Source organism: Pandoraea pneumonica (genome assembly GCF_902459645.1).
Classification (GTDB): domain Bacteria; phylum Pseudomonadota; class Gammaproteobacteria; order Burkholderiales; family Burkholderiaceae; genus Pandoraea; species Pandoraea pneumonica.
Genome location: NZ_CABPSK010000002.1, coordinates 81162 through 106692, shown reverse-complemented (window position 1 = coordinate 106692; position 25531 = coordinate 81162). Strand labels below are relative to the sequence as shown.

Genomic DNA, 25531 nt, shown 5'->3' with positions numbered 1-25531 from the left:
CACCCGGCGATCGGCTGGCGGGCGCCACGGGACGTGATACCCAGCCTTGGCGTAACGCTTTGTAAACAAGCCACGCCATGTAAGTGAACGCTCGCTGATGGGTTGACTTTGACGGCGTGTTAAACTTGCGGGCTATGCGAACACGCGACATGCTCAAACGGTTCGCGGTCGGCTGCGCCCTCGCCCTGACGTTGACAGCCTGCACAACGCCGCTCGAACCCTCCAGCCAAACGGCTGCCGCCCCCTCGGCGACAGACGTCCGTACCCGCTCGCGTGAAGCCAACGCCCCCGTCGGCTCCAGCTTCGATCTCCACTGGCCCGGCCGGTCGTATCGCGGTGAGGGTCTGAACCCCGGCGACCCGAACGCCCCGGACCGCGACGGCGAAGCGCGGTTGCGCGCCGACGCTGGCACGTTCTTTCAGACCGGCACGGCCTCGTGGTACGGCAAGAAATTTCATGGCCGACGCACCGCCACGGGCGAGACGTTCGACATGAATGAACTGACCGCCGCCCACCCCACGTTGCCGCTCGCGAGCTTCGTGCTCGTGCGCAACGTCGCCAACAACAAGACGGTGGTGGTGAAGATCAACGATCGCGGCCCCTACACCCGCAATCGCATCATCGATCTCTCCTACGGTGCGGCCAAACAGCTCGACTTCATCCGCTCGGGCCACGCGAAGGTCGAAATTCGCCGCTTGTCGCGTAGCGAAGTCGCCGCCCTCGGTCTCGACGAAAGCAATACCGCCCCCTGAGGCACCCGCTGCATCCGCCACACTCGCCGTTTTCCCGGCCTGCCGTCTCGAATTCGAATCGGATTCCTCTCAAAAACTGGGACGAAAGTGCGTGTCCTTCGACGCGAATCACGTAGCGCGTCCCGGTTTTTTCACCGCCGATCGGCAATTTCTCGCTATCTCATTGGCTGAACGCTTCGCACGAATGTGCGCGAGTGCGAACCAGCGCGCCAAAATCGGCTAATTTTTTTCCGATTGCCGCACAGTTCTGCCAGTCTTTGGGCGCAATCCGATATGTGGCGGGCCTCGCCGTCCGTTGCGTTGGCAACCGTTGTTCGCTGCTGGGGATGTGGGTAGACTGTGCCCCACGCGCAGGTGCACGCTTTAAGTGCATCCGAATGAGGCCCGCAGAGACCCGGGCACGGCGCACCTTTCATAAAGCAATCCTGGAGGAGTTTTGATGTCGACCATGGGCAAATTCGCCAAGCGCACCCTGCTGTGCGCGGTGACGGCAACGATGTTGGGGGCAACGGGCGCTGCATTCGCGCAGGATACGAAGTCGGTAGCCGTGCTGGCCATCGTGGAGCACCCGGCACTGGACGCCATTCGTGACGGCGCGCGCGACGAACTCAAGGCCGAAGGCTACGAAGTCGGCAAGAACCTCAAGTGGGAATACCAGAGCGCGCAAAGCAACGTGTCGACGGCCGCCCAGATCGCCCGCAAGTTTGTCGGCGATAAGCCGGACGCGATTATCGGCATCGCCACGCCGACGGCGCAGGCGGTCGTTGCTGCGACGAAGACCGTGCCGCTGGTCTATTCGGGCGTGACCGATCCGGTCGCCGCACAGCTGGTGAAGAGCTGGGACGCCTCGGGCACCAACGTGACCGGCGTGTCGGACAAGCTGCCGCTGGACAAGCAAGTGGCGCTGATCAAGCGCGTCGTGCCGAACGCCAAGCGCGTGGGCATGGTGTACAACCCGGGCGAAGCCAACTCGGTTGTGGTCGTCAACGAACTCAAGAAGCTGCTGCCCGCCGCTGGCCTGACGCTGGTTGAAGCCGCTGCCCCGCGTACCGTCGACATCAGCTCGGCCGCTAACAGCCTGGTCGGCAAGGTCGACGTCATCTACACGAACACGGACAACAACGTCGTGTCGGCTTACGAGTCGCTCGTGAAGGTGGCTAACGACCGCAAGATTCCGCTGGTGGCATCGGATACCGACAGCGTGAAGCGTGGCGCTATTGCAGCACTGGGCATCAACTACTACGACCTGGGCCGTCAGACGGGTAAGGTGGTCGTGCGCATCCTGAAGGGTGAAAAGCCGGGTGCCATTGCATCGCAGACCAGCTCGAACCTGGAACTGTTCGTCAACACGGCGGCCGCTGCCAAGCAAGGCGTGACGCTGTCGGACGATCTGGTGAAGGAAGCCAAGACGGTCATCAAGCAGTAAAGCGAGCGTGAAACCGGTGCGGCGGGCGAACGGCCTGCCCTGCCGGTGAGCGACTGGGCGGCGCTTGGACACGATCTGTCCGCGCCGCTCTTTTCCGCTTAAGCCCCCCAACGACGCGCCTCTCCGAGACCCGGCGGGGATCGTCTTGTGTAGTGGAATACCGAAAAAAATGTCCCTTTTTTCTATGATGGGCGCCCTGGAGATCGGCCTGATCTTCAGTCTGGTGGCGCTCGGGGTGCTGATCTCCTTTCGCATCCTCAATTTTCCCGACCTGACCGTTGACGGTAGTTTCGCCCTCGGCGGTGCCGTGTCGGCGACGCTGATCGCTGGCGGTATGAATCCGTTTCTGGCGACGGCCGCCGCCATGGCGGCAGGTGCGACGGCAGGCTTCATTACCGGTTGGCTCAATGTGCGTTTGAAGATCATGGATCTGCTCGCCAGTATCCTGATGATGATCGCGCTCTACTCGGTGAACCTGCGTGTGATGGGCGCCCCGAACGTGCCGCTGATTACCTCGCCGACCGTCTTTACGATGCTGCTGCCTGAGAACGCACCGGCATGGCTGCCTGACTTCGTGCTGCGCCCGCTCATGCTGATGGTTGTGGTGGTGGTGGTGAAGCTGGGGCTGGATTATTTCTTCTCGTCGCAACAGGGTCTGGCCATGCGCTCGACCGGCGTGAATTCGCGCATGGCGCGTGCACAGGGCGTGAATACCGGTCACGAAATTCTGGCCGGTATGGCGCTCTCGAACGCGTTGGTCGCACTGGCCGGAGCGCTGTTTGCGCAGTCACAGGGCGGGGCGGATATCTCGATGGGTATCGGTACCATCGTGATCGGTCTGGCGGCGGTCATCATCGGCGAGACGATTTTGCCGGCGCGCCGTCTGATTTTGACGACGTTGGCGGTGGTGGTGGGGGCAGTGCTGTATCGCTTCTTCATCGCGCTGGCGCTCAATAGCGATTTCATCGGTCTGAAGGCGCAAGACCTCAACTTGGTGACGGCGTTGCTCGTCGCGGTGGCGCTGGTGTTGCCGGCCACGCGTCGTAAGCTGTTCCCGCGCAAGAACGGAGGTGCCTGATCATGTTGAGCGCAAAAGACCTGAAAATCACTTTCAACCCGGGTACGCCGATCGAAAACCGTGCGCTGCGCGGCATGTCGCTCGACATTCCGACGGGGCAATTCGTGACGGTGATCGGTTCGAACGGGGCGGGCAAGTCGACGTTCCTGAACGCGATCAGCGGCGATTTGATCGTCGACACGGGCACGATCTCGATCGATGGCAACGATGTCACGAAGAAGACGGCGTGGCAGCGTGCGAGTCAGGTGGCACGCGTGTTTCAGGACCCGATGGCGGGCACCTGCGAGGCGCTGACGATCGAAGAGAACATGGCGTTGGCGGTGAAGCGTGGCGAGAGCCGCAGCTTCCGGTTGGCGCTGAACAAGCCGTTGCGTGAGCGGTTCCGCGAGAAGTTGAGCCTGCTGAATCTGGGGCTTGAGAATCGTTTGTCGGACCGTATCGGGCTGCTTTCGGGCGGTCAGCGTCAGGCGGTGAGTTTGCTGATGGCGTCGTTGCAGCCGTCGCGCATTTTGCTGCTTGACGAACATACGGCGGCGCTCGATCCGAAGACGGCGGCGTTCGTGCTGGAACTGACGGCGCGCATCGTGCAGGAGAGCAAGCTGACGGCGATGATGGTCACGCACAGCATGCGTCAGGCGCTCGATTACGGCGACCGTACGGTGATGCTCCACCAGGGCAAAGTCGTGCTCGACGTGTCGGGTGAAGAGCGCAAGGGGCTGGACGTGCCGGACCTGCTCCAGATGTTCGAACGCACCCGTGGCGAACAACTCGACGACGATGCGCTGCTGCTGAGCTAATCGTCGCGTTAGGCGAACTGGCCAATGAAAAAGCCCGCTTCGGCGGGCTTTTTCATGTCTATGTGGTTGGGTAATTGCCAGCATTACCCACGGAGTTTTCCGAATTTCGAAGGCTTCATCGCCGCCCGTTCGTCGCCCATTCACCGGGCAATCCCAGCCGAATCACCCGTTCTTCAGCGCCAGTGCCCTCTCGTAAAGCGCGTTCTTCGGCGCGCCCGTGATCGCGGCGGCCAGCTTGGCGGCGCTCTTTGTCGGCAACTCCGCCACCAGCAAGGCGAGCACTCGTTGCGCTTCGGCATCGACGCCATCGTCCGTCGTGCTCGCCGCCGCGCCCGATACCACCAGCACGAACTCGCCGCGCTGCCGGTTCGCATCCGCTTTCAGCCATGCCTCGCCGTCGCTCAGTGCGCACTCATGAATGTCTTCGAAGCGCTTGGTCAATTCCCGTCCGATCAGCAACTTACGCTCGCCGCCCAGCCCTTCGGCCAACGCAGCCACCGTTTCGACAATGCGGTGCGGCGCTTCGTAGAACACCTGCGCGGCAGTGGCTCCGGCCAACGCGGTAATGGCCTGCGCACGTTGTTGCGCCTTGGACGGCAAGAAACCGACGAAGGTGAACGTCTCGACCCACGCCCCGGCCGCAGAGAGCAGCGTGATGATCGCGCTCGCCCCCGGCACCGGCACCACGCCGAGTCCGCCCGCACGGACCGCATCGACGAGGCGAGCGCCCGGATCGGAGATGCCGGGGGTGCCAGCGTCCGAAATATAGGCAATTCGCTCGCCCGCCTGCAAACGCTCGACAAGCCGCGCCGCGACGGTGTTTTCGTTGTGTTCGTGCGCCGCAATCAGGGGCTTGTCGATGCCGTAACGCTGCAACAACTGCGCGCTGTTGCGCGTATCTTCGCAGGCGATGGCGTCGACCATGCCGAGGACGTGAAGGGCGCGCACCGTAATGTCGGCGGTGTTGCCCAAGGGCGTCGCGACGATGTAGAGCGTGCCGGGCGGGTAGTGCTGACCTTCGGCCAGCGACATCAGGCGGTCGTCCATCTCAGCAGCCTCCCGCCGTCGGTGCGAGCGCGTCGCGTGTCATCGTGAACATCGGGGTACAGATCGGAACAACCATGTCGAATCAGCTTGGAGAATCGTTTGAAGCCCGCGCGCTGGCTATGCTGGAGCGTCGCGGCTGGCGGCTCGTCGCGCGCAATTACCGGTGCCGCGGCGGCGAAATCGACCTCATTATGCGCGATCGCGCTGGCGTGCTGGTGTTCGTCGAGGTGCGCGCGCGCCGCCGGGGCGACTTCGGCGGGGCGGCGGCGAGCATTACGCACGCCAAGCGTAAGCGCCTGATGCTGGCCGCGCACCACTATTTGCTCCGGCGCCCGGCCGGACGCTGCCGCTTCGATGTCGTCGCGTTCGACGGCGCCCCGCCTGTGGTCAGCTGGCTGCCCGACGCCTTTCGCGCCGATGAGGGGTAGGCGCGGCAAGCGGGCCGGTTGCTGGCAATCAGCGGGCTAGGAGTGGGCGGAAGCAGGCTAGAGGCGCGTTAGACGCCGGCCAGAAGCAGGCCCGGGACGACCCCGCTGGGCGCGCCCTGTTACACTTGCGAAAGTGCCGTCTCCAAGCGGGCTCGGGCTTTTCCGGGATTTCGCGATTGACGGCTGTGATCGTCGGCCATGCAGGGACACTGCGCCCACACCGGGCCGACAGCTTTTGCGACACCCTGGCACAACGACCATGTCGATCGAACGAATTCAACAACACTTCACGGATAGCGTCGAAACCAAGCTGGCCGCGCGCGACGCGCTTGCCGACCCCATCGCCGCCGCCGCCGAGGTCATGTTCAATGCGCTGTCCAACGGCAACAAGATCCTCGCTTGCGGTAACGGCGGATCGGCTGCCGATTGCCAGCACTTCGCCGCCGAACTCGTCGGCCGTTTCGAGCGCGAACGCCCCGAACTGCCGGCGATCGCCCTGACCACCGACTCGTCGATCCTGACGGCAGTGGGCAACGACTACAACTTCGACGCGATCTTCTCCAAGCAGGTGCGTGCGCTCGGGCAACCCGGCGACATCCTGCTGGCCATCACCACGTCGGGCAACTCGGGCAACGTGCTCGCCGCCATCGAAGCGGCACATGAACGCGAAATGCACGTGATCGCCCTGACCGGCAAAGGCGGTGGCAAGGTCAACGCGGCACTGGGTGAACTGGACGTTCACATCTGCGTGCCCGCCGATCGCACCGCGCGTATTCAGGAAGTTCATCTGCTGACCATCCACTGCCTGTGCGACCTGGTCGACGCGATGCTATTCGGCGACGCGTGAACCTAATGTCACTGTAAGGCGTCAAGATCATCACGCACACCAGTCCGCGGGGGCGGGCGGTGTCGGCAGGGGACGGCGGGGGCCGGCCCGTACGACCCATCCAACAAGGAGAATGCCCGATGAGTTTCCAACGCGCAGTCAGGCCGCTGGTAGCGGCTGCGTTGATCACTGCAACCCTGGCCGGTTGCGCCCCCATCATCCTCGGCGGTGCCGCCACCGGGGCACTGGTCGCCACGGACCGCCGCTCAGTCGGTGCGCAGACGGAAGACCGTGAAATTCAGGTCAAGGCGGAAGCCAATACCGCCAACACGCTGACCGACGACGCCGTGCATGTGAACGTGACCGTCTTTAACCGTCGCGTATTGCTCACCGGCGAAGTGCCGGACGAGAACACCAAGCAACGTGCGGTGGACATCGTCAAGCAGATCAGCAACGTGCGCGGTATCGTCGACGAACTCGCGATCGGACCGAAGAGCTCGTTTGGCTCGCGCTCCAACGACGCGTGGATCACCAGCAAGGTCAAGGCCAACCTGATCAACACGAAGGAGATTTCGGCCAACGTGTTCAAGGTGGTGACCGAGCGCGGCGACGTGTATCTGATGGGTCTCGTGTCGGAAGAAGAAGGCCGTATCGCGGCCAATGTGGCGAGCCGCATCGATGGCGTGCAAAAGGTCATCAAGCTGTATGAATACGTGAAGCCGGAAGAAGCACAACGGTTGTCGACCGAAGCGCAGAAGAATCCGGCCCCGGCGCAAAGCGACGACAGCAATGCCGCCACCGTGACGACGACGCCGATTGGCACCGACACCGTGACGGCCAAGCCGTTGTCGTCGCCCGCACCGATTAGCGACGCACCGATCAAGCCCGGCCCGTCGAATAAGACGGGCAACTGACGGCACGCTTCGCGCGCATGCGCGCACCTCTCCTGGAAGGATCGAACCGCCGGCATCGTCTTCGGATGATGCCGGCGCCGTTCATTCTGGCCGCGGGGTTGGCGTTGACGGCGTTGGCAGCCAGCGCATCTGAGTCAGCCACCACGCAACCCGACTGGCAGGCCCGCGATTGGGCGATGGCCTGCATGACGTGCCATAACGCTGCCGCACCGGTGAGTCCGGGCAAGGCGGCGCTGCGAAAACTCGAAGGGCGTCCCGCGGCAGAGCTTGTCGCTGCGCTGCAAGGGTTGCGCAATGGCACCGCAGGCACCGCGGGAACAGCGGGCAAAGCGGTCGGCAACGACGAAAGGCGTCCGGCCACGCTCATGCCGCAATTGCTCAAGGGCTATCGCGATGACGAGTTGCAACGCATCGCGGCTTATTTCGCTTCACAGCCAGCTTCGCAGCCTTCCTTGCAGTCCTCTTCACCGGCGACTTCACAACCGCCAGTGCAAGCATCCCGCGAGCCGTCGCCGCCATCCTCCGCACCACCCAAACCTGTCACGCCCGCTGCGGCGCGTGCGCCTCAATAGGTCTGCGCCATGCATCGCCGCGACTTTCTCCTCGGTTTGGGCTCGGCGGCCACGTTGGCCAGCGTGCCGGACGCGTTCGCAGCCGGAAAGTCGCCATCCGCCAATCCGTGGGTCACACCAATTAAGGGACGCGCGCGCGTCGTTGTGATCGGCGGCGGCTTTGGCGGTGCGACGGCGGCCAAGTATCTGCGTCTGCTCTCGGGCAACACGGTCGACGTGACACTCGTCGAGCCGAACGCGGCGTTCGTCTCCGCGCCGTTGTCGAATCTTGTGGTCGGCGGCAACTTGCGGGTGAGCGATCTCACCGTCCCGTATGACCGTTTGGTCGCCCGTCATGGCGTCACCTGGCGGCGCACGCGGGCCAACGCCATCGACGCGGCCGCCAAGCAGGTGCAACTCGCGGATGGCACAAAACTTCCTTACGACAAGCTGATCGTCGCCCCCGGCATCGCGCTGCGCCGCGACGCCATCGCCGGGTTCAACGACGCGGCGGTTCGCGACGCGCTGCCCGTGGGCTGGACCGATGCGCGCGAGAGTGCCGCGCTGCACGCCCGTTTGCAGGCCATGCCCGAGGGCGGCGTCTTTGCCATCACGATTCCCGAAGCCCCGTTCCGTTGCCCGCCAGCGCCGTACGAGCGCGCCTGTCAGGCGGCCGCATGGCTCAAGCAGCACAAGCCGCGCGCTAAAGTGCTGATCTTCGACGCCAACGATGAAGTGTTGGCCGAAGCCGAACAATTTCACGAAGTCTGGCGCACGCAGTTCGCCGATATCGTCGAGTACCACCCGCAGTTCAATTGCACGGAAGTCGTCATCGACGGCGCCAAGCAGGTGGCGCGTTTCGAACTGGGCGAGGAAGTGCGGGCCGACGTGCTGAACGTCATCCCGCCCATGCGCGCGGGCGATATTGCCACCGCAAGCGGGCTGGCCACCGCCAACGGGCGCTGGTGCGACGTCGATTTCCTGACCTTTGCCTCGAGCGCGCAGCCCGATATTCACGTGCTCGGCGACGCGGTCCAGATTGCGCCGCAAATGCCGAAGTCGGGCCACATGGCCAACCAGCACGGCAAGGTGTGCGCGGCAGCCATCGTCGCAGCGCTGGCCGGTCGGCCGGTCAATCCCGAACCGCTGTACAGCAACACCTGCTACACGTTCGTCTCGGCAACGCAGGCCATGCACGTGGCCAGCGTCCATCGCTATGACGCCGCGCAGCGCACCATGCTGCCGGTGCCCGGTACGGGGGGCGCATCGCCGCACGCCAATCGCGACGAATTCGCGCTCGGGCTCGCGTGGGCGCAAGGAATCTGGGCCGACATGCTGGCCTGATGCGGCACTCGGCGGTATTTCGGTCTGCAACGCAATAGTCCAGCGCGTTTGGAAGGTTTTCTCTAAGCCGCGAAATCTCACTGCCATCCCCTCGTTGCAAGCTTGCGGTCTGATCGCCGCCAGATTGTTGCGTAGGTGCCTCAGTCCCCCTGCTTTCCTTCATTGACGGGGGCTGCGGCCTCTCGGTTACACTGGCTCCACGAAAAAATAAGCGTTGGGGGGCATAGGGATGGCGTATCGCCAGGGAGGGTCCCGTCTTGCGTCGCGCGTCACGCGCGGGGACTCGGTCAAGACCGTTCGCAGCCGTCAAGTCGCACGCGTTGTTCGCATCGTCCATCTCGTCACCACGTCGGTTGCCATCGGCGGTCTGCTCACCAGTCAACTGGCGTGGGCCGATGCCAGCCCGGTGCGCGGCGACCCGATGCAGAGCATTCCGAAGATCGAGGCGCCCAAGCCCGCGCCTGCCACCATCCACATTGCGCCACCCTCGCAGGACGACGCCCTCAAGGCCTTGCTGGCCCGCCCGATCACCCCGCAGCGTTTCGGTATCGAAGGGGTGAAATCCATCCCGTTCGATCAGGTGGCGGCGCTCTTCGCCCCCATGGCGGGCAAGGAAGTGACGATCGGCGATCTGGTGGAAAAGGCCAATCAAGTCACGAAGATGTATCAGGACGCGGGCTACCTGCTGTCGTTCGCCTTCGTGCCCGCGCAGGATTTCGCCAATGGTTTCGTGCGCGTGACGATCGTCGAAGGCTATATCTCGTCGACGAAGATCACGGGGAAGCCAGGGCCGTCCGAGCAGCACTTGCGCGACATTGCCGCCCACATCGAAGCCGAGCGCCCGCTCAAGCGCGCCACGTTCGAGCGCTATCTGAACCTGCTCACGCTCGTGCCCGGCATGAAGATCAAGGCCGACGTGCAGCCGCCCACGCAGACCGATGGCGCGACCGAACTGTCGCTGGATGTCTCGCGTCAGCCCATCGCCGCCGGTACGTCGCTCTCGTATAACAACCCCGGCATTCGCGGCGTGTTTACGGTCACGAGCAACGCGCTCACGCCGCTTGGCGAGCAGATTCAACTGACGGCGATTGCGCCGAAAGGGCACAACGACGAGGAGTTTTACTCGGCGTCGTACATTCAGCCGCTCGGCTCGAACGGTTTGCAGGCGCGCTTGGATGCGTCGCACTACCGTGGTCAGCCGGACGATCAAGCCCTCGCAGGGCTGACGCGTCACCTCGACACCAAGCGCGTGGCGGTAAGCCTCTCGTATCCGATTCTGCTCAACAACCAGCGCAGCCTGACGGCCAGCGGCGGCATGTACGGCGTGAATTCGCGCGACCGGTACGAAGTGCCGGACTCACCGAATTTCATCAATTCACAAGCCAATGTGCGTGCCGCCCAGGTGCAGCTCGCGTACAACGAAGTCACCGACAAGCAAACGCGTAGTGCCACGCTGGGCGTGTTCAAGGGCTTTAACGGCATGGGCGCGAGCCAGTCGTACACGACGCAGCCAGCAGGTATCCAGCAGATTCTCGGGCCCTACGATCTGGGCTTTTGGCGCTTTACGCTCGACGCCAAGCAGGGCGTTGTATTGCCGTGGGACTTCGGTGTCGTCGTCTCGGCGGGCGCGCAGTACAGCGGCAACACCTTGCCCACGTCGGAGCAAGCCACGTTCGGTGGCACGCGTTACGGCCTTGGCTATCCGGCGGGTGAAGTGGCGGGTGACAAGGGCTGGGGTGCGTCGCTGGAAATCAATCGCTTGTTCCGCACTGACTTCCGGTATCTGAAGACCGTGCAGCCGTACCTGATCGCCGACACCGCGCGCGTCTACGTGAACTACGGCCAGGTCGTGCATAACAACCTCGCGTCGGTGGGTCTCGGCGTGCGGATCTCCGACCGGAAGTACTACACGCTCGATCTGTCGGTCGCCAAGCCGATGGCCGACGCCCCCACCAACTCGCCGAACCGACCGCTGCGCTTCAACGCGAATTACTCCTACCAGTTCGAGTGATGCGCATGCACAGCGCGTCACGACCGACGTCCTTCGGGACGCCGTACGCAGAGCAGGGTGCTCTGGTGCGGCGTCCCGAGTCATTTTTCTTATCGGGTTTTTCCCTGATGCCAGCGATGAACGTGGCGCGCGAAGCGATTGCCCACTTGCCGAGGACATTCTCGGCGGCCATCCGGCACAGGTATCACCGGCTGCGCGCTATATCCGACCGTATACACGGGAATCCGATTTTCGCGTCTCCAGCGGACGGAAAACCGCGTAATAGATCGGCGTCCGATATGTTGCACCGCAGCTTGCTTATCCGCGCCGTTATTTCGATTATCCGTATATGCGTATGTAGGCATATACGGTCTTATTCACGCCTTCACACGAACTTGATTGCCGAACGTCATGGAAGAACTCGACCGCGTATTCGAAAAGGTATCTCACTACTTCAGCCTGCTCTCGGAGCCGACTCGGCTGCGCATTCTGCATGCCTTGTGCGGCGGCGAACAGTCAGTGAGCGATGTGGTGAGCGCGGTGAATTCATCGCAGACGAACGTGTCGCGACACCTCAACGCGATGTATCAGGCGGGGGTTTTGGGACGGCGCAGGGAGGGCAATCAGGTGTACTACACAATTGCGGATACCGGGGTGGTCGAGATCTGTCGCGCCGTGTGCGTGCAGGTCGCCGGCCGAATCGAGGAGGAAGCGCTGCCGCATCAGGCGGTCGACGGCTTTATGCCGCGCGGCTAGTCGAGCAGGACAGCGCAGCATCGCAACTTTGCAAGACCCGTAGTGCAGCGCGGCGACGAGACCGCGCGAAGTTCCGGGGCCGGTTCGCATGTAGTCGTGTGAACCGGCCCTAGCCTGGTCACTGTCCTTCGCGACGCAGGCCGGTGCCACAAAACGCGAGGAGACAGGGTGAGCAAGACCAGCGATAACACATCGCGAGCCGGCCGTTTGCGCCGGGCTCCGGAGAATTTCATCGACGGCACACTGGCCGGCGATATCGCCCGCGATGGGCTGAATCCCACACGACGTAACTTCCTGCAACGCAGCTTTCTCGCCGCTGGCGCCGCGCTGGCGGGCGGGGCCGCGTTTGCTGCCGATGCCCCCAAGCTGATCGGCGACGGCGACCCGATGATTCTCGAGCCGCGCCCTTGGGCGACGTCGCTCGGACAGCCGGTGGCGGCGCGCCCCTACGGCATGCCGTCGAAGTTCGAAGCCAATCTGCAACGCCGCCAATCGCCAGGGCTCACGCAAACGACGCAAGCGTCCGTGGCCTTTACGCCGCTGCAAGGTTTGTTCGGCATCATCACCCCGAGCGGCCTGCACTTCGAGCGTCACCATCAGGGCTGGCAGGAGATTGACCCGACGCAGCATCGGCTGATGGTGCACGGGATGGTGCGCGAGGCGAAGGTCTACACGATGGACGACATCATGCGGTTGCCGTCCGTCTCGCGCATGCACTTCATCGAATGCGGTGCGAACACCGGCATGGAGTGGGGCAACTCGGCCGTGCCTACCGTGCAATACACGCACGGCATGCTCTCGTGCTGCGAATTTACGGGCGTGCCGCTGTCGGTGCTGCTCGACGATGTGGGTGCCGATACCAAGCGCGGCCAGTTCGTGCTCGCCGAAGGCGGCGACGGCTCCGGCATGACGCGCACCATTTCGATGGAAGCTGCGCTCTCGGACGTGCTGGTCGCGTGGGGCATGAACGGCGAAATGCTGCGCCCCGAGAACGGCTATCCGCTGCGGCTCGTGGTGCCCGGCGTGCAGGGCGTGTCGTGGGTGAAATGGCTGCGCCGCATCAAAATCGGCGACGCGCCGTGGAATACCAAGGATGAAACGAGTCACTACGTCGACCTGATGCCGGACGGCCAGCACCGTCAGTACACGTCGATTCAGGAGTGCAAGTCGGTGATTACGTCGCCCTCGGGCGGGCAAGCGCTGCTCGATCGCGGCTACTTCAACGTGACCGGGCTGGCATGGTCGGGGCGCGGGCGCATCAAGCGTGTGGATGTGTCCACCGATGGCGGCAAATCGTGGCGTCAGGCGCGTCTCGAGTCGCCGGTGCTGCCGAAGTGCCTCACGCGCTTCAACTTCGATTGGCAATGGGACGGTTCGCCTGCGCTGCTGCAAAGCCGTGCGGTGGACGAAACCGGCTTCGTGCAGCCGCGCTATCGCCAGTTGCGCGACGTGCGCGGCACCAAATCGATTTATCACAACAATGCGATTCAGACGTGGCAAGTGGCTGCCAGCGGGGAGGTGACCAATGTTCACGTCGACTAAAGCGTATGGCATGCCGAAGCCGAACCGGCGCACGGTGTTGCGCCGTCGCGCTCAGGCGGCGGCGATCGCGTGCCTCTGGGCGAGCGCGCTTGCCGTGGCCGGGCTGACGGTAAGCGCATGGTTGAGCACGCCTGCAAAGGCCGCGCCCGCCAACGCAACGACTGCCGCATCGACTGCCGCACCCACCGCCGCGCCCAAGATCAAAGCCCCCTCCGGTATCGGCCGCGATGCCACACCCGCCGAACTGAGTGCGTGGGATATCGACGTACGCCCCGACTTCAAGGGCTTGCCGAAGGGGCAAGGTTCGGTGGCCGACGGGCAGAAGTTGTTCGATGCCCGCTGTGCGTCGTGCCACGGCACGTTCGGCGAGAGCAACGAGGTGTTCAACCCGTTGGTGGGCGGCACGACGGACGACGACATCAAGACCGGCCATGTCGCTTCGCTGCGCGCGAACAACCAACCGGTGCGCACCACGCTGATGAAGGTCGACACCGTTTCCACGATCTGGGACTACATCCGCCGCGCGATGCCGTGGAACGCACCGAGATCACTGACGCCGGACGAAGTCTATGCCGTAACCGCTTATATCCTGAATTTGGGAGAAATCGTACCGGCCGATTTTGTGCTGTCCGACAAGAACATTGCCGATGTACAAAAGCGCATGCCCAATCGCAACGGCATGACGCGCGCGCACGGCATGTGGCGCGTGGGAGACAAACCGGATACCCATAACCGCGCGTGTATGCAGGATTGTCCTGAGGCTGGTATCGTGACGTCCGCACTCCCTGCGTACGCCCGCGACGCACATGGAGATCTGGCCGCGCAAAACCGAGTCATCGGACCGGTGCGCGGTGTCGATACGAAGCTGCCGCCGCTCTCAGGCACTGCCGCGCAAAATGCGTCGGTGCGCAAGATGGCGGCTCTCGCCACGCTTGGCATGGCGAGTCCGGACGCGCCGGCTCAAACCGCCGCAGCGACGTCACCGGCAGCAACGCTTGCGGACAAAAACGGTTGTCTGGCCTGTCACGGCGTGACCGACAAGAAGATCGGGCCCGCCTTCTCGGAGGTCGCCACTAAGTACCATGGGCAGTCGGATGCGACTGAAACACTGGTGGCGAAGATACGTGCCGGAGGTGCCGGTAACTGGGGCAGCATGCCAATGCCGCCGCAGTCGCAGGTCGCCGAGACCGATGTCCGTACGATGGTCGACTGGATTCTCCGTGGTGCAAAGTGAGCGGGCAAGGTGTCCGACGGCGGCGCTTTGTCTTGCCTGCCGCCGCAGGCCACCGTCCCCTACATAAATCGAAGGAGATACGATGAAAAAGTTGTTGATCGCCGCGGCCATGATGGCCGGTGCCTCGCTGGCTCACGCCGGTATCGACGTTGCAGCGGCGACCAAGCTGGCGGCTGCCAACGCTTGTATGGGCTGCCACGCTGTCGATAAGAAGCTGGTCGGTCCGTCCTATCAGGACGTCGCTGCGAAGTACAAGGGCGACAAGGATGCCGTGGCCAAGCTGGTCAAGAAGGTGAAGGGTGGCGGTTCGGGCGTTTGGGGTCCGATCCCGATGCCGGCACACCCGACGATGTCGGATGCCGACGCCAAGCTCCTGGTGGATTGGGTTCTGGCAGGCGCCCCGGCCAAGTAAGTCCGGGGCAGGGGGCTCGTGCGGCACGTCTCGACTACGGGGTGTGAAGCGCGGGCGAACGGCGGCCAGTGTGGCGGGAGACTCGGGATGTTCGAGCGCCTTCGCACTGGCGGCCTTCAAAGAAGGAAATACACGAAGATGAACCAACAGCGACGCGACATGCTGCGGTTTTCCGCGGTAATGGGACTGGCGGTGGCCGCCGGGCTGATCAAGCCCGAAGAGGCACGCGCGGCCGAAGCGCAGTGGAACAAGGCGGCGTTTGCCACCAAGAGCGTGGCCGATACGGTCAAGGCACTGGGTGGCACGAGCGCCAGCCCGAGCGATCTGGTCGTGCTCACCGCGCCCGACATTGCCGAAAACGGTGCAGTCGTGCCGGTGGCGGTTACGAGCAAGGCCCCGAATACGCAATCGATCGCCATTCTGATCGAGAAGAACCCGAACACCCTCGCGGCGTCGTTCGATATCCCTGACGGCACCGACCCGTCGGTGACTACGCGCGTCAAGATGGGCCAGACCTCGAAGGTCTATGCGCTCGTCAAGGCGGACAACAAGTACCTCGTGGCCGAGAAGGAAATCAAGGTCACGCTGGGCGGCTGCGGCGGTTAAGCGCGCGACGAGAATAACGAGGAGCCAAACATGGGTAACCCGATGCGCATTCGCGCAACCGAGGCCGGCGGTGTCGTCGAGGTCAAGGTGCTGATGAGCCACATCATGGAAACCGGTCAGCGCAAAGACGCTTCCGGTAATATCGTGCCCGCACACTTCATTCAGACCGTGACGGTCGCTTGCAACGGCAAGACGGTGCTGTCGGCGGAATGGGGTCCGGCAGTGTCGAAGGATCCGTTCCTGTCGTTCAAGTTCAAGGGCGCCAAGAAGGGTGACAAGGTCACGGTCACGTGGGTCGACAACAAGGGCGACACGCGAACCGACGAAACGGCCATCGCCTGACGAAAAAGAAGCAAGCGCCGGGAAGTGCGCGGTGGCGCTCACGGGGTCCCCGTGATGCGCCAAACAACCCACACAGAGGAGAGTCAGATGCTTGATGCGCAAGATAGCGCACGGGTGAGCACCCCGCGACACGAAACATGGCTGCGTCGGACAGTGCTCGGCGGCATGCTCGCCATCGCGGGTGTGAGCGCCCCCGCATTCGCTGCTGAACAATCGACGGCAGAAGCCATCGCGCAATATCGCGAGATGCTCGCCGACGGGAATCCGGCCGAACTCATCGAGATGCGTGGCGAAGAACTCTGGAAGACGCCGCGCGGCCCGAACAACGTCTCGCTCGCGCAGTGCGACCTCGGCCTCGGTGCCGGTGTCGTGAAAGACGCCTACGCGCAACTGCCGCGCTATTTCCCCGATACCAAACGTGTGCTCGACGCCGAGTCGCGCATCGTCGAATGCATGGTGAACCTGCAAGGGTTCAAGCGTGCCGACGTCATCAAGCAGCCGTTCTCGAAAGAAGGGCAAGACCCGACCGATCTCGAGTCGCTGACTGCCTACGTGGCAGGCCAGTCGCGCGGCGCCGTCATCCATGTGCCGCAGGCGCACAAGGAAGAGAAGGACGCTTATGCGCGCGGCCAAAAGATCTTCTATTACCGTGCCGGTCCGTACGATTTTTCGTGCGCATCGTGCCATGGGTCTGACGACAAGCGCATTCGCTTGCAAGACCTGCCGAATCTGACCAAGCCCGCCGCCGCCCGTCAGGCGTTTGCGACGTGGCCGGGCTACCGTGTCTCGCAGGGCGCACTGCGCACGATTCAGTGGCGCATGTACGACTGCTTCCGTCAGCAGCGCATGCCTGAACTGAACTACGGCTCGCAGGCGTCGATCGATCTGATTACTTTCCTTGGTGTGATGGCCAACGGCGGCAAGATGGACGCCCCCGGCCTGAAGCGCTGACCGATCACGAGGCACACCCATGAAAACATTCGCATTGCGCACGGCGACCGCCGTGCTGGGCGCGGCCGGGGCACTCGTCATCGGCACCGCATTCGCACAGGGCGAGGGCGCTAAGCTCGTGACTGGCTCGTCGGATGCGGCAGTCGTGCAGGAATTGCGCGACTCGTTCCGCCCGTCGGGCATTGCACAGCTCGACCGTATCGATCAGAGCGAGTTGCAGAAGCTGTGCACCCAGTACGCCACCAAGCCGATGCCGGCCAAGATTGCCGAACGTCTGCAAAAGGCCGAACTGGCTGCCGTCAAAGCACCGGCGGACGGCAAGTATCTCGGTGACTGGAAAGAGGGCGAGAAGGTGGCCCAGAACGGTCGCGGCATGCAGTTCACCGACAAGGCCGACACGGTCAATGGCGGCAACTGCTACGCGTGCCACCAACTGACCAAGGCCGAGATCTCGTTCGGCAACATCGGCCCGTCGTTGTATCACTACGGCAAGCTGCGCGGCGATTCGCCCGAGGTCGTGAAGTACACGTGGGCGAAGGTCTACGACTCGCATAGCTATATGGCTTGCTCGAACATGCCGCGTTTCGGCGCGGCAGGCATCCTCACCGAGCAGCAGTTGAAAGACGTGATGGCGTTGTTGCTCGACCCGGCCTCGCCGGTCAATCAGTAAGTCGTCTGCCGTACCGGCCGATTGCCTGCGTCAAGACGACAGGCAATCGGCGGGCTTCCGGAGTGCCTCATGACATCCCTGCTTCATTCGATTCGTACCGCCCGCGATCACGCTTGGCGGCGGCTGGCGTTCGCCATGTTCGGCATCGCGATCATGGCCTTCGGTATGCCTGCACAAGCCGTTGAAGTCGGCGACACGGTCACGCTGCCTGCGCTGACCACGTTCGACGGTAAGACGCTATCGGCCGAGTCGTTCAAAGGCCGTACGGTCATCGTCGAGTATTGGGCGTCGTGGTGCCCGTTCTGCGCGCAGCAAAATCCGCATCTTCAGAAGCTGTACGACGCGACGCGTGGCAAGCCGATTCAGATCGTCACGTTGTCGATCGACAAGAAGCCGACGGAGGCGATCGAGTACATCAAAGCGCACCACTACACGTTCCCGGCGGGCATGGATAACGAGGCATGGCAGGCGGCGCTCGGCAAGCGGCGCGGGCTGCCGGAGCTGTATGTGATTGGCCGCGACGGCAAAGTGCTGCGCAAGGAAGTGGGCGAGATGTTTGGCGAGGACGTGGCGGCGCTGGCCGATTACGCGGGCAAGTAACGCTGCGCCAAACGGCCGCGTGCGACGGCCAACCAATGACATAGAAAGCTCGCCTGACAGGCGGGCAAGTGGGTAACACGGGAGACGAAATGGATCGACGCGAGTTCATGCAGGTATTGGCCGTGGCGGCCGCGGGCGGTATGGCGTTGTCGCATCACGAGGATGCGGCAGCCAAGGCGGCCGAGGCGTTCTACGATCTGCCGAAGTTCGGCAACGTGCATTTGCTGCACTTCACCGACTGCCATGCGCAATTGCTGCCGATCTACTTCCGTGAGCCGAGCGTCAATCTGGGCATTGGGGAGCAGGCCAACCGCGCGCCGCATCTGGTCGGCGATGCTTTCCTGAAGGCATACGGGCTGCGTCCGGGCACCCCCGATGCTTACGCGTTCACCTATCTCGATTTCGTCGCGGCGTCGCGCACCTACGGCAAGGTGGGCGGCTTCGCGCATCTGGCCACGCTGGTCAAACGCATGAAGGCGTCGCGCCCAGGCGCGTTGCTGCTCGATGGTGGCGATACGTGGCAGGGCTCCGGCACGGCGATGTGGACCAAAGGGCAGGACATGGTCGACGCCACACTCGCGCTGGGCGTGGACGTGATGACGGCGCATTGGGAGTTCACGTACGGTGCCGAGCGCGTTAAGTCGGTTGTCGAGGAGCAACTCCAAGGCAAGATCGACTTCGTCGCCCAGAACGTACAGACCAACGACTTCGGCGACCCGGTCTTCGCGCCGTACACGATGAAGACGATGAACGGCGTGCCGGTGGCCATCATCGGGCAGGCGTTCCCGTACACCCCGATTGCGAACCCGCGGTATCTGGTGCCCGACTGGACGTTCGGCATTCAGGAGGAGCGTTTGCAGACGATGGTCGACGAAGTGCGCGGCAAGGGCGCACAGGTCGTGGTGGTGCTCTCGCACAACGGCATGGACGTCGATCTGAAACTGGCCTCGCGCGTGCGCGGTATCGATGCGATTTTGGGCGGGCACACGCATGACGGCGTGCCGAAGCCGGTGATCGTGGCGAACGCGGGCGGCAAGACGCTCGTGACCAATGCTGGGTCGAACGGCAAGTTCCTCGCGGTGCTCGACTTTGATGTGAAGGGCGGCAAGCCGGTCGACTTCCGCTACAAATTGCTGCCGGTGTTTGCCAATCTGTTGCCGGCCGACGCGCAGATGCAGGCGCTGATCGAGCGCGTGCGCGCGCCGTTTGCGGCGAAGTTGGCCGAGCCGCTCGCGGTTACCGAGGGCGTGCTGTACCGGCGCGGGAATTTCAATGGCACCTTCGACCAGTTGCTGCTCGACGCCGTCATGAGCGAGATGGACGCCGAGATTGGGTTTTCGCCGGGCTTCCGCTGGGGGACGTCGCTGTTGCCGGGACAGTCGATCACGATGGAGCAGTTGCTCGATCAGACGGCCATTACCTATCCGTATACGACGCTCACGCCGATGACGGGCGAGACCATCAAGACCGTGCTCGAAGACGTGGCCGATAACCTGTTCAACCCGGACCCCTACTATCAGCAGGGCGGTGACATGGTGCGCGTGGGCGGCATGGATTACACGATCGACCCGATGGCGCCGATGGGGAAGCGCATCACCGACATGCGTCTGAACGGCAAGCCCATCGATGCGGGCAAGACGTACAAGGTCGCGGGCTGGGCGCCGGTGGCCGAAGGGGCTCAGGGCGAACCGGTATGGGACGTGGTGGCACGGTATCTGCGCGCCCAGAAGACCATCGTGGCGAAGGCGCCGAAGTTGCCGGTGATCCGGGGCATGAAAGGGAATCAGGGCGCGGCCTGATGGTGGCGCTGATGGCGCCCTGACATTGTCCTGACATCGCCCTGACACGAGGATTTGCGGGGCTCTGCGGGATTTTGCGGTGCGGTTTTGCGGCAAATCCCGAGCAAATTTGTCGGGCGCTGGCGGGTTAAAAAAAAAGCCGCTATGATCGTTGCCTGATGTGGGGCGGTAGCTCAGCTGGGAGAGCGTCGCGTTCGCAATGCGAAGGTCGGGAGTTCGATCCTCCTCCGCTCCACCAATCGAAACACTTAGAGATTCGCGCGGCCCGCCGTCTGGCCACGATGCGCACGGCCTTCACTTCCCTTCATTTCGGCGCCGAAATCCGATGCCTCGCCGCCGAAATCGTCCGGCTCACCGCCTTACGGCGGTTGGCAGCCCCAGTCGAGTCCTGGTCGGCTATCATTCGATAATCCTGTGGTTGATGGGCAACGCGGACATCGCGTCGTCGTACGCTTTTCATTTGCGTTCTCTACGATGGTCTGCCGTGCGCAAACCATGCCACTGATTCCCTTCCCGGCCTCTCTTCGCTACATAGTGCAGAAGTCCGCACTCCAGATATTCAGCGCATGACATATTTGATCGCTTTTATATATCTAATATACATCTCTGTATTTGAACCGGATGTCAAAAGAACATCCTTGAAGTACAAGCTGAATATCGTATTGCTATTCCTGCTGATGGCGCTTATCGCGGGATTGCGTTACAGAATGGCTCCCGATAGCGTCTGGTATATGACCTGGTTTGAGAGCGAGGTGCCCAGCCTCGACTCAATGGGGTTTGACGATATCTTCCACGCAAGATACGAACCGCTCTGGAATATCCTTGCTTCGGTGTGTAAAAGCATCGGTGGGTATTTCTTCTTTCAAGTCACGGTTTCCAGTTTGCTTGCCTATTTCGTCATATTTTTCTTTAAGAATGCGACGAAGATGGTTTTTCTCGGCGTCTCGCTCTATATCGCGGCGTGCTATCTGTACTTCAGCATGGAGATTTTGCGGGAATCGCTCGCAATATCGCTGTTCCTGATGTCCGTTATCTTTTTGTCGAGAGAAAAATACTTCAAGATGACGATGGCGATGTTGTGCGCTATCGGGTTTCACAAATTCGCAATTTTCTCGATCTTGCTTTTGCTTCTTTCGACAAGAAGGGTTTCTTTCAGAATGAAGCTGTTGGCAGCGGCACTGGTTGCGGTCTTGCTGACCATTACCGGCGACCCGATCAATTACGCAGAACCCATTATCTTGTCGTTTTCTTCCGCAGATCTCTCGTTCTATAAAATGGACGTGAATCTGACGTTTGCCGGATACGCGTACAACATATTGAGATTCTTGCCGGTTTTGATATTTCTCTATATCTACCGGAACAGAGATATTCCGAATCTCCTGATGTCGCGGAGAATTCTTTATAGTGGCTGCCTGGTGTACGTTGTGTTGATTTTCATTCGTATCACCGCTACGCCATATGTCGATCGCGTTGCGAATTACTTCGTTTTCTTCCCGCTCGTTCTGTTCGCGTGTACGGTGCCGGATTTCATCGCCAAATTCCTGCGTTTGCGCACGGCTGCGATCTTTAGCCCGTTCGTGCTGATATTGGTGGTGTTGTTCAATACGCTTCCCCTGCTGAGTCCAAATCCAGCGATCGATATTCCTACCTACAAACGGTATTACCCGTATTACACGTTTATGTCGGGTGACGTCGATCCGGATAGAGAGGAAATTTCGAGGCTGGAAGCGAAGGAATAGCGGCGGCACTATCGATCAAATCACGTCATAGCGCGGGCCGGCAGACAGAATGTGGACAGGGTCCATCACGGACGTTATCGAGTTAGGTAGAATGCTAGATTCGAACGATCGTGGGTGTATGGAGAGCCGGCACCGACGTTCCAGCACTGTGGGTCATGGCGAAAACGTTCGCCTGCGACCTAGTCCAGTGGCTTGGCAACTTCCGATTTGACGAGCCCCTGCGGGCGCATAGCGCCTGCATAGCCGAGCGAAACTGCCCGACGGCATACGTTCACTCGATACAACAGAGGTTCGCATCGTTCGCTGATGGATGGCGATCGGTCATTGATACTCATAGATACTTTTATGTTCACCAACAAGACTCTTCTCATTAGCGGCGGTACGGGATCATTTGGGAATGCGGTGTTGCGTCGCTTCCTCGATTCAGATATCGGGGAAATCCGAATCCTGAGTCGGGATGAGAAGAAGCAGGACGACATGCGTAAGGAGTACAACAATCCCAAGCTGAAGTTCTATATCGGTGACGTCCGTGACTATCAGTCCGTGATGAGCGCTGTGCGGGGCGTTGACTACATCTACCATGCCGCCGCCCTCAAGCAAGTGCCTTCCTGCGAGTTTCACCCCCTCGAAGCGGTGAAGACCAATGTCCTGGGAACGGAGAACATTCTCGAGGCAGCGATTACGTGCGGCGTTAAGCGCGTGGTTTGTCTGAGCACGGACAAGGCCGTCTACCCGATCAATGCGATGGGCATCTCGAAGGCCATGATGGAAAAAGTCATGGTCGCCAAATCGCGTAACAGCAATTCGACCGTCATCTGTGCAACGCGCTATGGCAACGTGATGGCGTCGCGCGGCTCGGTGATTCCGCTGTTCATCGACCAGATGCTCGCGGGCAAGCCGATTACGGCGACCGATCCGAACATGACGCGCTTCATGATGACCCTGGACGATGCCGTCGACCTGGTGCTGTTCGCGTTCGAGAACGGCAATCCTGGCGAAATCTTCGTTCAGAAGTCCCCTGCTGCGACCATTGAAACGCTCGCTCGCGCACTGGCCGAGTTGATGCAACTGCCGGACTATCCGATCGATATTATCGGCACCCGTCACGGCGAGAAGCTCTATGAAGTGTTGTTGAGCCGAGAAGAAATGGTGATGGCGCAAGACGTCGGCGACTACTACCGTGTTCCGCCTGATTTGCGCGACCTGAATTACGGCAAGTACATCGATCAAGGCGAGACGAAGATTTCGGAAGCGACCGATTACAACTCGCACAACACCACTCGACTCGATGTGGAAGGCATGAAGAAGCTGCTTCTGAAGCTGCCGCTGGTTCAGTCGATTATCCCGAAATAAGCCTCAGGGTCCGCGACAACGCCGGGGCGAGCCGCCCTGATCGAACATTGCCAGAGTTGCCCGCGAAACGCGGGCGCACGCCAACGAACAGCTTATGAAAGTACTTGTCACAGGGTCGAATGGATTCATCGGGCGAAATCTGCTCCTGAAGCTTTCCGAGTTTAAGGATGTGGAAGTCGTGCGTTTCGATGCGCAGAGCGATATCGGCGAATTGCCTCAAATGCTCGAGGGCGTCGAATTCGTATTTCACCTTGCAGGCGTCAATCGATCGCAAGATGCCGATGACTTCGAGCGCGGCAATCGCGATCTGACGCAAGCCTTGTGCGACGCGCTCGCGACGATCGCCGAATCGACCGGACGCCGGATTCCGGTCATCTTGACGTCATCGACGCAAGCCGGCCGCGAGAGCCCCTACGGCCAGACCAAGCAGGCGGCCGAGCAAGCGGTGCAAGCGCTCGCCGCGCGCCATGGCAACCCGGCCTACATCTTTCGACTGCCCAACGTCTTCGGCAAGTGGTGTCGGCCCAATTACAACTCCGCGGTGGCGACCTTCTGTCACAACATCGCGCGGGGACTGCCTATCGAGATTCACGATCCCGCTGCCAAGCTCACGCTTGTCTACGTGGACGATGTCCTTCAGCGCTTCACCGACCTTCTGTTCGGCGCCGACGCGGCCCCCGATGCTCAGGGCTTCGAGAGCGTGACGCCGTCATATACGACGACCGTCGGCGAGGTCGCTAGCGCGATTCAAGCGTTCAAGGACAGCCGCGCTTCGCTGATGACAGAGCGAGTGGGCACGGGTCTTCAACGGGCGCTTTATTCGACGTTCGTCAGCTATTTGCCCGTGAGCGATTTCGCGTACAGCGTGGCGCGCCACGAGGATCCTCGTGGGGTCTTCGTCGAGATGCTCAAGACGCCGGACTGCGGTCAATTTTCGTATTTCACGGCGCATCCGGGGGTGACTCGCGGTGGTCACTACCATCATTCCAAGACCGAGAAATTTCTCGTGATGAAGGGGCTTGCCAGTTTCCGCTTCCGGCATATGCATACCGGTGAAACGGTGGAGTTGGTGAAGAATGGCGAGCAAGCCGAAATTGTGGAAACGGTGCCGGGCTGGACGCACGACATCACCAACATCGGCAACGACGAACTGATCGTCATGCTCTGGGCCAATGAAGTGTTCGATCGCGCGCGGCCGGATACTTTCTCAAGCACTCTGTAAGGCAAAAATGAAGAAGCTAAAGATCATGACGGTCGTCGGGACGCGGCCGGAGATTATTCGCCTGTCGCGAGTCCTGGCGGCACTCGATGAGCACTGCGATCACGTGCTCGTCCATACGGGCCAGAATTACGATTACGAACTGAATCAGGTCTTTTTCGAGGACCTCAACGTTCGACGCCCCGACCACTTTCTCAATAGCGCAGAGGGCAGCCGCAGCGCAGCCCAGACGATCGGGAACCTGATCATCGAAGTGGATCGCGTGTTGGCCGATGTCATGCCGGATGCGCTGCTCGTGTTGGGCGATACCAATAGCTGTCTGTCGGTCATTCCGGCCAAGCGTCGCCAGATTCCGATCTTCCATATGGAAGCCGGGAACCGTTGCTTCGACTTGCGCGTTCCGGAAGAAACGAATCGCCGCATCGTCGACCACACGTCGGACATCAATCTGACGTACAGCACCATTGCACGCGACTATCTGCTCAGAGAGGGCCTGCCTCCCGATCAAGTGATCAAGACGGGCAGCCCGATGTTCGAAGTGCTGAATCACTATCTGCCTTCGATTGAAGCGTCGGACGTGTTGGATCGACTTTCTCTGGCGTCTGAGCGCTATTTCGTCGTCAGTGCGCATCGCGAAGAAAACATCGAACCCGAGGCAGGTTATCGGAAGCTCGTCGACGTGCTGAATGCCGTCGCCGAAGATCACGACATGCCCGTGATCGTGTCGACGCACCCGCGTACCCGCAAACGCATCGATGCGGCGGGGTCGACCTTCCATCCGCAAATTCAATTCCTGAAGCCGCTCGGGTTCCACGACTACGTGAAGCTCCAGATGTCGGCGAAAGCCGTGCTGTCTGACAGCGGAACGATCAGTGAAGAGTCCTCCATTCTCAATTTCCCGGCGTTGAATCTGCGCGAGGCGCACGAGCGTCCGGAGGGCATGGAAGAGGCGGCGGTCATGATGGTGGGGTTGGAAGTCGACCGTGTGCGGCAAGGCTTGGCAATTCTCGAGTCGCAGCCGCGTGGCGCGCAGCGAGGTCTTCGTCTGGTTGCGGACTACAGCATGCCCAACGTTTCGGACAAGGTCGTGCGCATCATCCATAGCTATACCGACTATGTGCGCCGCGTGGTCTGGAAAAAATATTGACGATCGGG

The 25531-nt window shown here is 61.7% G+C and carries 25 protein-coding genes and 1 tRNA gene; 25 read left to right on the top strand and 1 reads right to left on the bottom strand.

The window, feature by feature from the left end; translation table 11 throughout:
* Positions 1–149: 149 nt before the first annotated feature.
* The 4 genes from PPN31114_RS09615 (at position 150) to PPN31114_RS09600 (ending at position 4053) form a co-directional block, all read left to right on the top strand.
* Positions 150–752, top strand: a complete 603-nt coding sequence (locus PPN31114_RS09615) for a septal ring lytic transglycosylase RlpA family protein (protein ID WP_150679312.1) — start codon at positions 150–152, stop codon at positions 750–752.
* Between the two features lie 439 nt (positions 753–1191).
* Positions 1192–2178, top strand: a complete 987-nt coding sequence (locus PPN31114_RS09610; RefSeq protein WP_150679311.1) for an ABC transporter substrate-binding protein — start codon at positions 1192–1194, stop codon at positions 2176–2178.
* Positions 2179–2347: 169 nt separating this feature from the next.
* Positions 2348–3256, top strand: a complete 909-nt coding sequence (locus PPN31114_RS09605) for an ABC transporter permease (RefSeq protein WP_150679310.1) — start codon at positions 2348–2350, stop codon at positions 3254–3256.
* Between the two features lie 2 nt (positions 3257–3258).
* The gene (locus PPN31114_RS09600) at positions 3259–4053 is read left to right on the top strand and encodes an ABC transporter ATP-binding protein (protein WP_087721949.1); all 795 of its coding nucleotides are present in this window, start codon (positions 3259–3261) and stop codon (positions 4051–4053) included.
* A 162-nt stretch (positions 4054–4215) separates the two neighbouring features.
* On the opposite strand, the gene rsmI is transcribed toward PPN31114_RS09600, so the two are convergent.
* Complete coding sequence (gene rsmI / locus PPN31114_RS09595; protein WP_150679309.1) at positions 4216–5100, bottom strand: 16S rRNA (cytidine(1402)-2'-O)-methyltransferase; 885 nt, start codon at positions 5098–5100, stop codon at positions 4216–4218.
* 74 nt (positions 5101–5174) lie between these two features.
* Between rsmI and PPN31114_RS09590 the strand changes: the two genes are divergently transcribed.
* The 21 genes from PPN31114_RS09590 (at position 5175) to wecB (ending at position 25523) form a co-directional block, all read left to right on the top strand.
* Positions 5175–5528: a YraN family protein gene (locus PPN31114_RS09590; protein ID WP_150679308.1), complete on the top strand. Its 354-nt coding sequence runs from the start codon at positions 5175–5177 to the stop codon at positions 5526–5528.
* Positions 5529–5787: 259 nt separating this feature from the next.
* A complete protein-coding gene (locus tag PPN31114_RS09585) occupies positions 5788–6375 on the top strand; it encodes a phosphoheptose isomerase (protein ID WP_150679307.1) in 588 nt (195 codons plus the stop codon).
* Positions 6376–6494: 119 nt separating this feature from the next.
* Entirely contained in the window at positions 6495–7268 is a 774-nt protein-coding gene (locus tag PPN31114_RS09580; RefSeq protein ID WP_150679306.1) for a BON domain-containing protein, read from the top strand.
* 17 nt (positions 7269–7285) lie between these two features.
* A complete protein-coding gene (locus PPN31114_RS09575; protein WP_150679305.1) occupies positions 7286–7840 on the top strand; it encodes a c-type cytochrome in 555 nt (184 codons plus the stop codon).
* Between the two features lie 9 nt (positions 7841–7849).
* On the top strand, positions 7850–9163 hold the full coding sequence (locus PPN31114_RS09570; RefSeq protein ID WP_150679304.1) for an NAD(P)/FAD-dependent oxidoreductase: 1314 nt from the start codon (positions 7850–7852) through the stop codon (positions 9161–9163).
* 229 nt (positions 9164–9392) lie between these two features.
* Positions 9393–11174 carry a ShlB/FhaC/HecB family hemolysin secretion/activation protein gene (locus PPN31114_RS09565; RefSeq protein ID WP_150679303.1) on the top strand — a complete coding sequence of 594 codons (1782 nt, stop codon included), beginning with the start codon at positions 9393–9395 and terminating at the stop codon, positions 11172–11174.
* A 390-nt stretch (positions 11175–11564) separates the two neighbouring features.
* Positions 11565–11909, top strand: coding sequence for an ArsR/SmtB family transcription factor (locus PPN31114_RS09560; RefSeq protein ID WP_150679302.1), 345 nt, complete (start codon positions 11565–11567; stop codon positions 11907–11909).
* 168 nt (positions 11910–12077) lie between these two features.
* On the top strand, positions 12078–13451 hold the full coding sequence (soxC, locus tag PPN31114_RS09555; RefSeq protein ID WP_150679301.1) for a sulfite dehydrogenase: 1374 nt from the start codon (positions 12078–12080) through the stop codon (positions 13449–13451).
* A complete protein-coding gene (locus tag PPN31114_RS09550) occupies positions 13435–14685 on the top strand; it encodes a c-type cytochrome (protein WP_246182488.1) in 1251 nt (416 codons plus the stop codon). The genes soxC and PPN31114_RS09550 overlap by 17 nt, the downstream gene beginning before the upstream one ends.
* 82 nt (positions 14686–14767) lie before the next feature.
* A complete protein-coding gene (locus tag PPN31114_RS09545; RefSeq protein ID WP_150679300.1) occupies positions 14768–15097 on the top strand; it encodes a c-type cytochrome in 330 nt (109 codons plus the stop codon).
* Positions 15098–15235: 138 nt separating this feature from the next.
* Positions 15236–15703, top strand: coding sequence for a thiosulfate oxidation carrier protein SoxY (soxY, locus tag PPN31114_RS09540; RefSeq protein ID WP_058376480.1), 468 nt, complete (start codon positions 15236–15238; stop codon positions 15701–15703).
* Positions 15704–15733: 30 nt separating this feature from the next.
* Positions 15734–16045, top strand: a complete 312-nt coding sequence (soxZ, locus tag PPN31114_RS09535; protein ID WP_150679299.1) for a thiosulfate oxidation carrier complex protein SoxZ — start codon at positions 15734–15736, stop codon at positions 16043–16045.
* Between the two features lie 87 nt (positions 16046–16132).
* The gene (soxA, locus tag PPN31114_RS09530; protein ID WP_370865861.1) at positions 16133–16996 is read left to right on the top strand and encodes a sulfur oxidation c-type cytochrome SoxA; all 864 of its coding nucleotides are present in this window, start codon (positions 16133–16135) and stop codon (positions 16994–16996) included.
* A gap of 19 nt (positions 16997–17015) precedes the next feature.
* Positions 17016–17666, top strand: coding sequence for a sulfur oxidation c-type cytochrome SoxX (soxX, locus tag PPN31114_RS09525; protein WP_150679298.1), 651 nt, complete (start codon positions 17016–17018; stop codon positions 17664–17666).
* A 69-nt stretch (positions 17667–17735) separates the two neighbouring features.
* The gene (locus tag PPN31114_RS09520; protein WP_370865860.1) at positions 17736–18266 is read left to right on the top strand and encodes a TlpA family protein disulfide reductase; all 531 of its coding nucleotides are present in this window, start codon (positions 17736–17738) and stop codon (positions 18264–18266) included.
* An 89-nt stretch (positions 18267–18355) separates the two neighbouring features.
* Positions 18356–20065, top strand: coding sequence for a thiosulfohydrolase SoxB (gene soxB / locus PPN31114_RS09515; protein ID WP_150679297.1), 1710 nt, complete (start codon positions 18356–18358; stop codon positions 20063–20065).
* Positions 20066–20227: 162 nt separating this feature from the next.
* Positions 20228–20303, top strand: a tRNA-Ala gene (locus PPN31114_RS09510).
* A gap of 400 nt (positions 20304–20703) precedes the next feature.
* Positions 20704–21804: an EpsG family protein gene (locus PPN31114_RS09505; protein ID WP_174987891.1), complete on the top strand. Its 1101-nt coding sequence runs from the start codon at positions 20704–20706 to the stop codon at positions 21802–21804.
* Positions 21805–22149: 345 nt separating this feature from the next.
* Positions 22150–23157, top strand: a complete 1008-nt coding sequence (locus PPN31114_RS09500) for a polysaccharide biosynthesis protein (protein ID WP_150680336.1) — start codon at positions 22150–22152, stop codon at positions 23155–23157.
* A gap of 94 nt (positions 23158–23251) precedes the next feature.
* On the top strand, positions 23252–24379 hold the full coding sequence (gene wbjC / locus PPN31114_RS09495) for a UDP-2-acetamido-2,6-beta-L-arabino-hexul-4-ose reductase (protein ID WP_150679295.1): 1128 nt from the start codon (positions 23252–23254) through the stop codon (positions 24377–24379).
* Positions 24380–24386: 7 nt separating this feature from the next.
* Positions 24387–25523: a non-hydrolyzing UDP-N-acetylglucosamine 2-epimerase gene (gene wecB / locus PPN31114_RS09490; protein WP_150679294.1), complete on the top strand. Its 1137-nt coding sequence runs from the start codon at positions 24387–24389 to the stop codon at positions 25521–25523.
* The last annotated feature ends 8 nt before the right edge of the window (positions 25524–25531 follow it).

What these genes read in the sequence shown, in the direction of transcription:
- PPN31114_RS09615 (WP_150679312.1), top strand. Translation starts at nt 150, where the DNA reads ATGCTCAAACGGTTCGCGGTCGGCTGCGCCCTCGCCCTGACGTTGACA.
- PPN31114_RS09610 (WP_150679311.1), top strand. Translation starts at nt 1,192, where the DNA reads ATGTCGACCATGGGCAAATTCGCCAAGCGCACCCTGCTGTGCGCGGTG.
- PPN31114_RS09605 (WP_150679310.1), top strand. Translation starts at nt 2,348, where the DNA reads ATGTCCCTTTTTTCTATGATGGGCGCCCTGGAGATCGGCCTGATCTTC.
- PPN31114_RS09600 (WP_087721949.1), top strand. Translation starts at nt 3,259, where the DNA reads ATGTTGAGCGCAAAAGACCTGAAAATCACTTTCAACCCGGGTACGCCG.
- rsmI (WP_150679309.1), bottom strand. Translation starts at nt 5,100, where the DNA reads ATGGACGACCGCCTGATGTCGCTGGCCGAAGGTCAGCACTACCCGCCC.
- PPN31114_RS09590 (WP_150679308.1), top strand. Translation starts at nt 5,175, where the DNA reads ATGTCGAATCAGCTTGGAGAATCGTTTGAAGCCCGCGCGCTGGCTATG.
- PPN31114_RS09585 (WP_150679307.1), top strand. Translation starts at nt 5,788, where the DNA reads ATGTCGATCGAACGAATTCAACAACACTTCACGGATAGCGTCGAAACC.
- PPN31114_RS09580 (WP_150679306.1), top strand. Translation starts at nt 6,495, where the DNA reads ATGAGTTTCCAACGCGCAGTCAGGCCGCTGGTAGCGGCTGCGTTGATC.
- PPN31114_RS09575 (WP_150679305.1), top strand. Translation starts at nt 7,286, where the DNA reads ATGCGCGCACCTCTCCTGGAAGGATCGAACCGCCGGCATCGTCTTCGG.
- PPN31114_RS09570 (WP_150679304.1), top strand. Translation starts at nt 7,850, where the DNA reads ATGCATCGCCGCGACTTTCTCCTCGGTTTGGGCTCGGCGGCCACGTTG.
- PPN31114_RS09565 (WP_150679303.1), top strand. Translation starts at nt 9,393, where the DNA reads ATGGCGTATCGCCAGGGAGGGTCCCGTCTTGCGTCGCGCGTCACGCGC.
- PPN31114_RS09560 (WP_150679302.1), top strand. Translation starts at nt 11,565, where the DNA reads ATGGAAGAACTCGACCGCGTATTCGAAAAGGTATCTCACTACTTCAGC.
- PPN31114_RS09550 (WP_246182488.1), top strand. Translation starts at nt 13,435, where the DNA reads ATGTTCACGTCGACTAAAGCGTATGGCATGCCGAAGCCGAACCGGCGC.
- PPN31114_RS09545 (WP_150679300.1), top strand. Translation starts at nt 14,768, where the DNA reads ATGAAAAAGTTGTTGATCGCCGCGGCCATGATGGCCGGTGCCTCGCTG.
- soxY (WP_058376480.1), top strand. Translation starts at nt 15,236, where the DNA reads ATGAACCAACAGCGACGCGACATGCTGCGGTTTTCCGCGGTAATGGGA.
- soxZ (WP_150679299.1), top strand. Translation starts at nt 15,734, where the DNA reads ATGGGTAACCCGATGCGCATTCGCGCAACCGAGGCCGGCGGTGTCGTC.
- soxA (WP_370865861.1), top strand. Translation starts at nt 16,133, where the DNA reads ATGCTTGATGCGCAAGATAGCGCACGGGTGAGCACCCCGCGACACGAA.
- soxX (WP_150679298.1), top strand. Translation starts at nt 17,016, where the DNA reads ATGAAAACATTCGCATTGCGCACGGCGACCGCCGTGCTGGGCGCGGCC.
- PPN31114_RS09520 (WP_370865860.1), top strand. Translation starts at nt 17,736, where the DNA reads ATGACATCCCTGCTTCATTCGATTCGTACCGCCCGCGATCACGCTTGG.
- soxB (WP_150679297.1), top strand. Translation starts at nt 18,356, where the DNA reads ATGGATCGACGCGAGTTCATGCAGGTATTGGCCGTGGCGGCCGCGGGC.
- PPN31114_RS09500 (WP_150680336.1), top strand. Translation starts at nt 22,150, where the DNA reads ATGTTCACCAACAAGACTCTTCTCATTAGCGGCGGTACGGGATCATTT.
- wbjC (WP_150679295.1), top strand. Translation starts at nt 23,252, where the DNA reads ATGAAAGTACTTGTCACAGGGTCGAATGGATTCATCGGGCGAAATCTG.
- wecB (WP_150679294.1), top strand. Translation starts at nt 24,387, where the DNA reads ATGAAGAAGCTAAAGATCATGACGGTCGTCGGGACGCGGCCGGAGATT.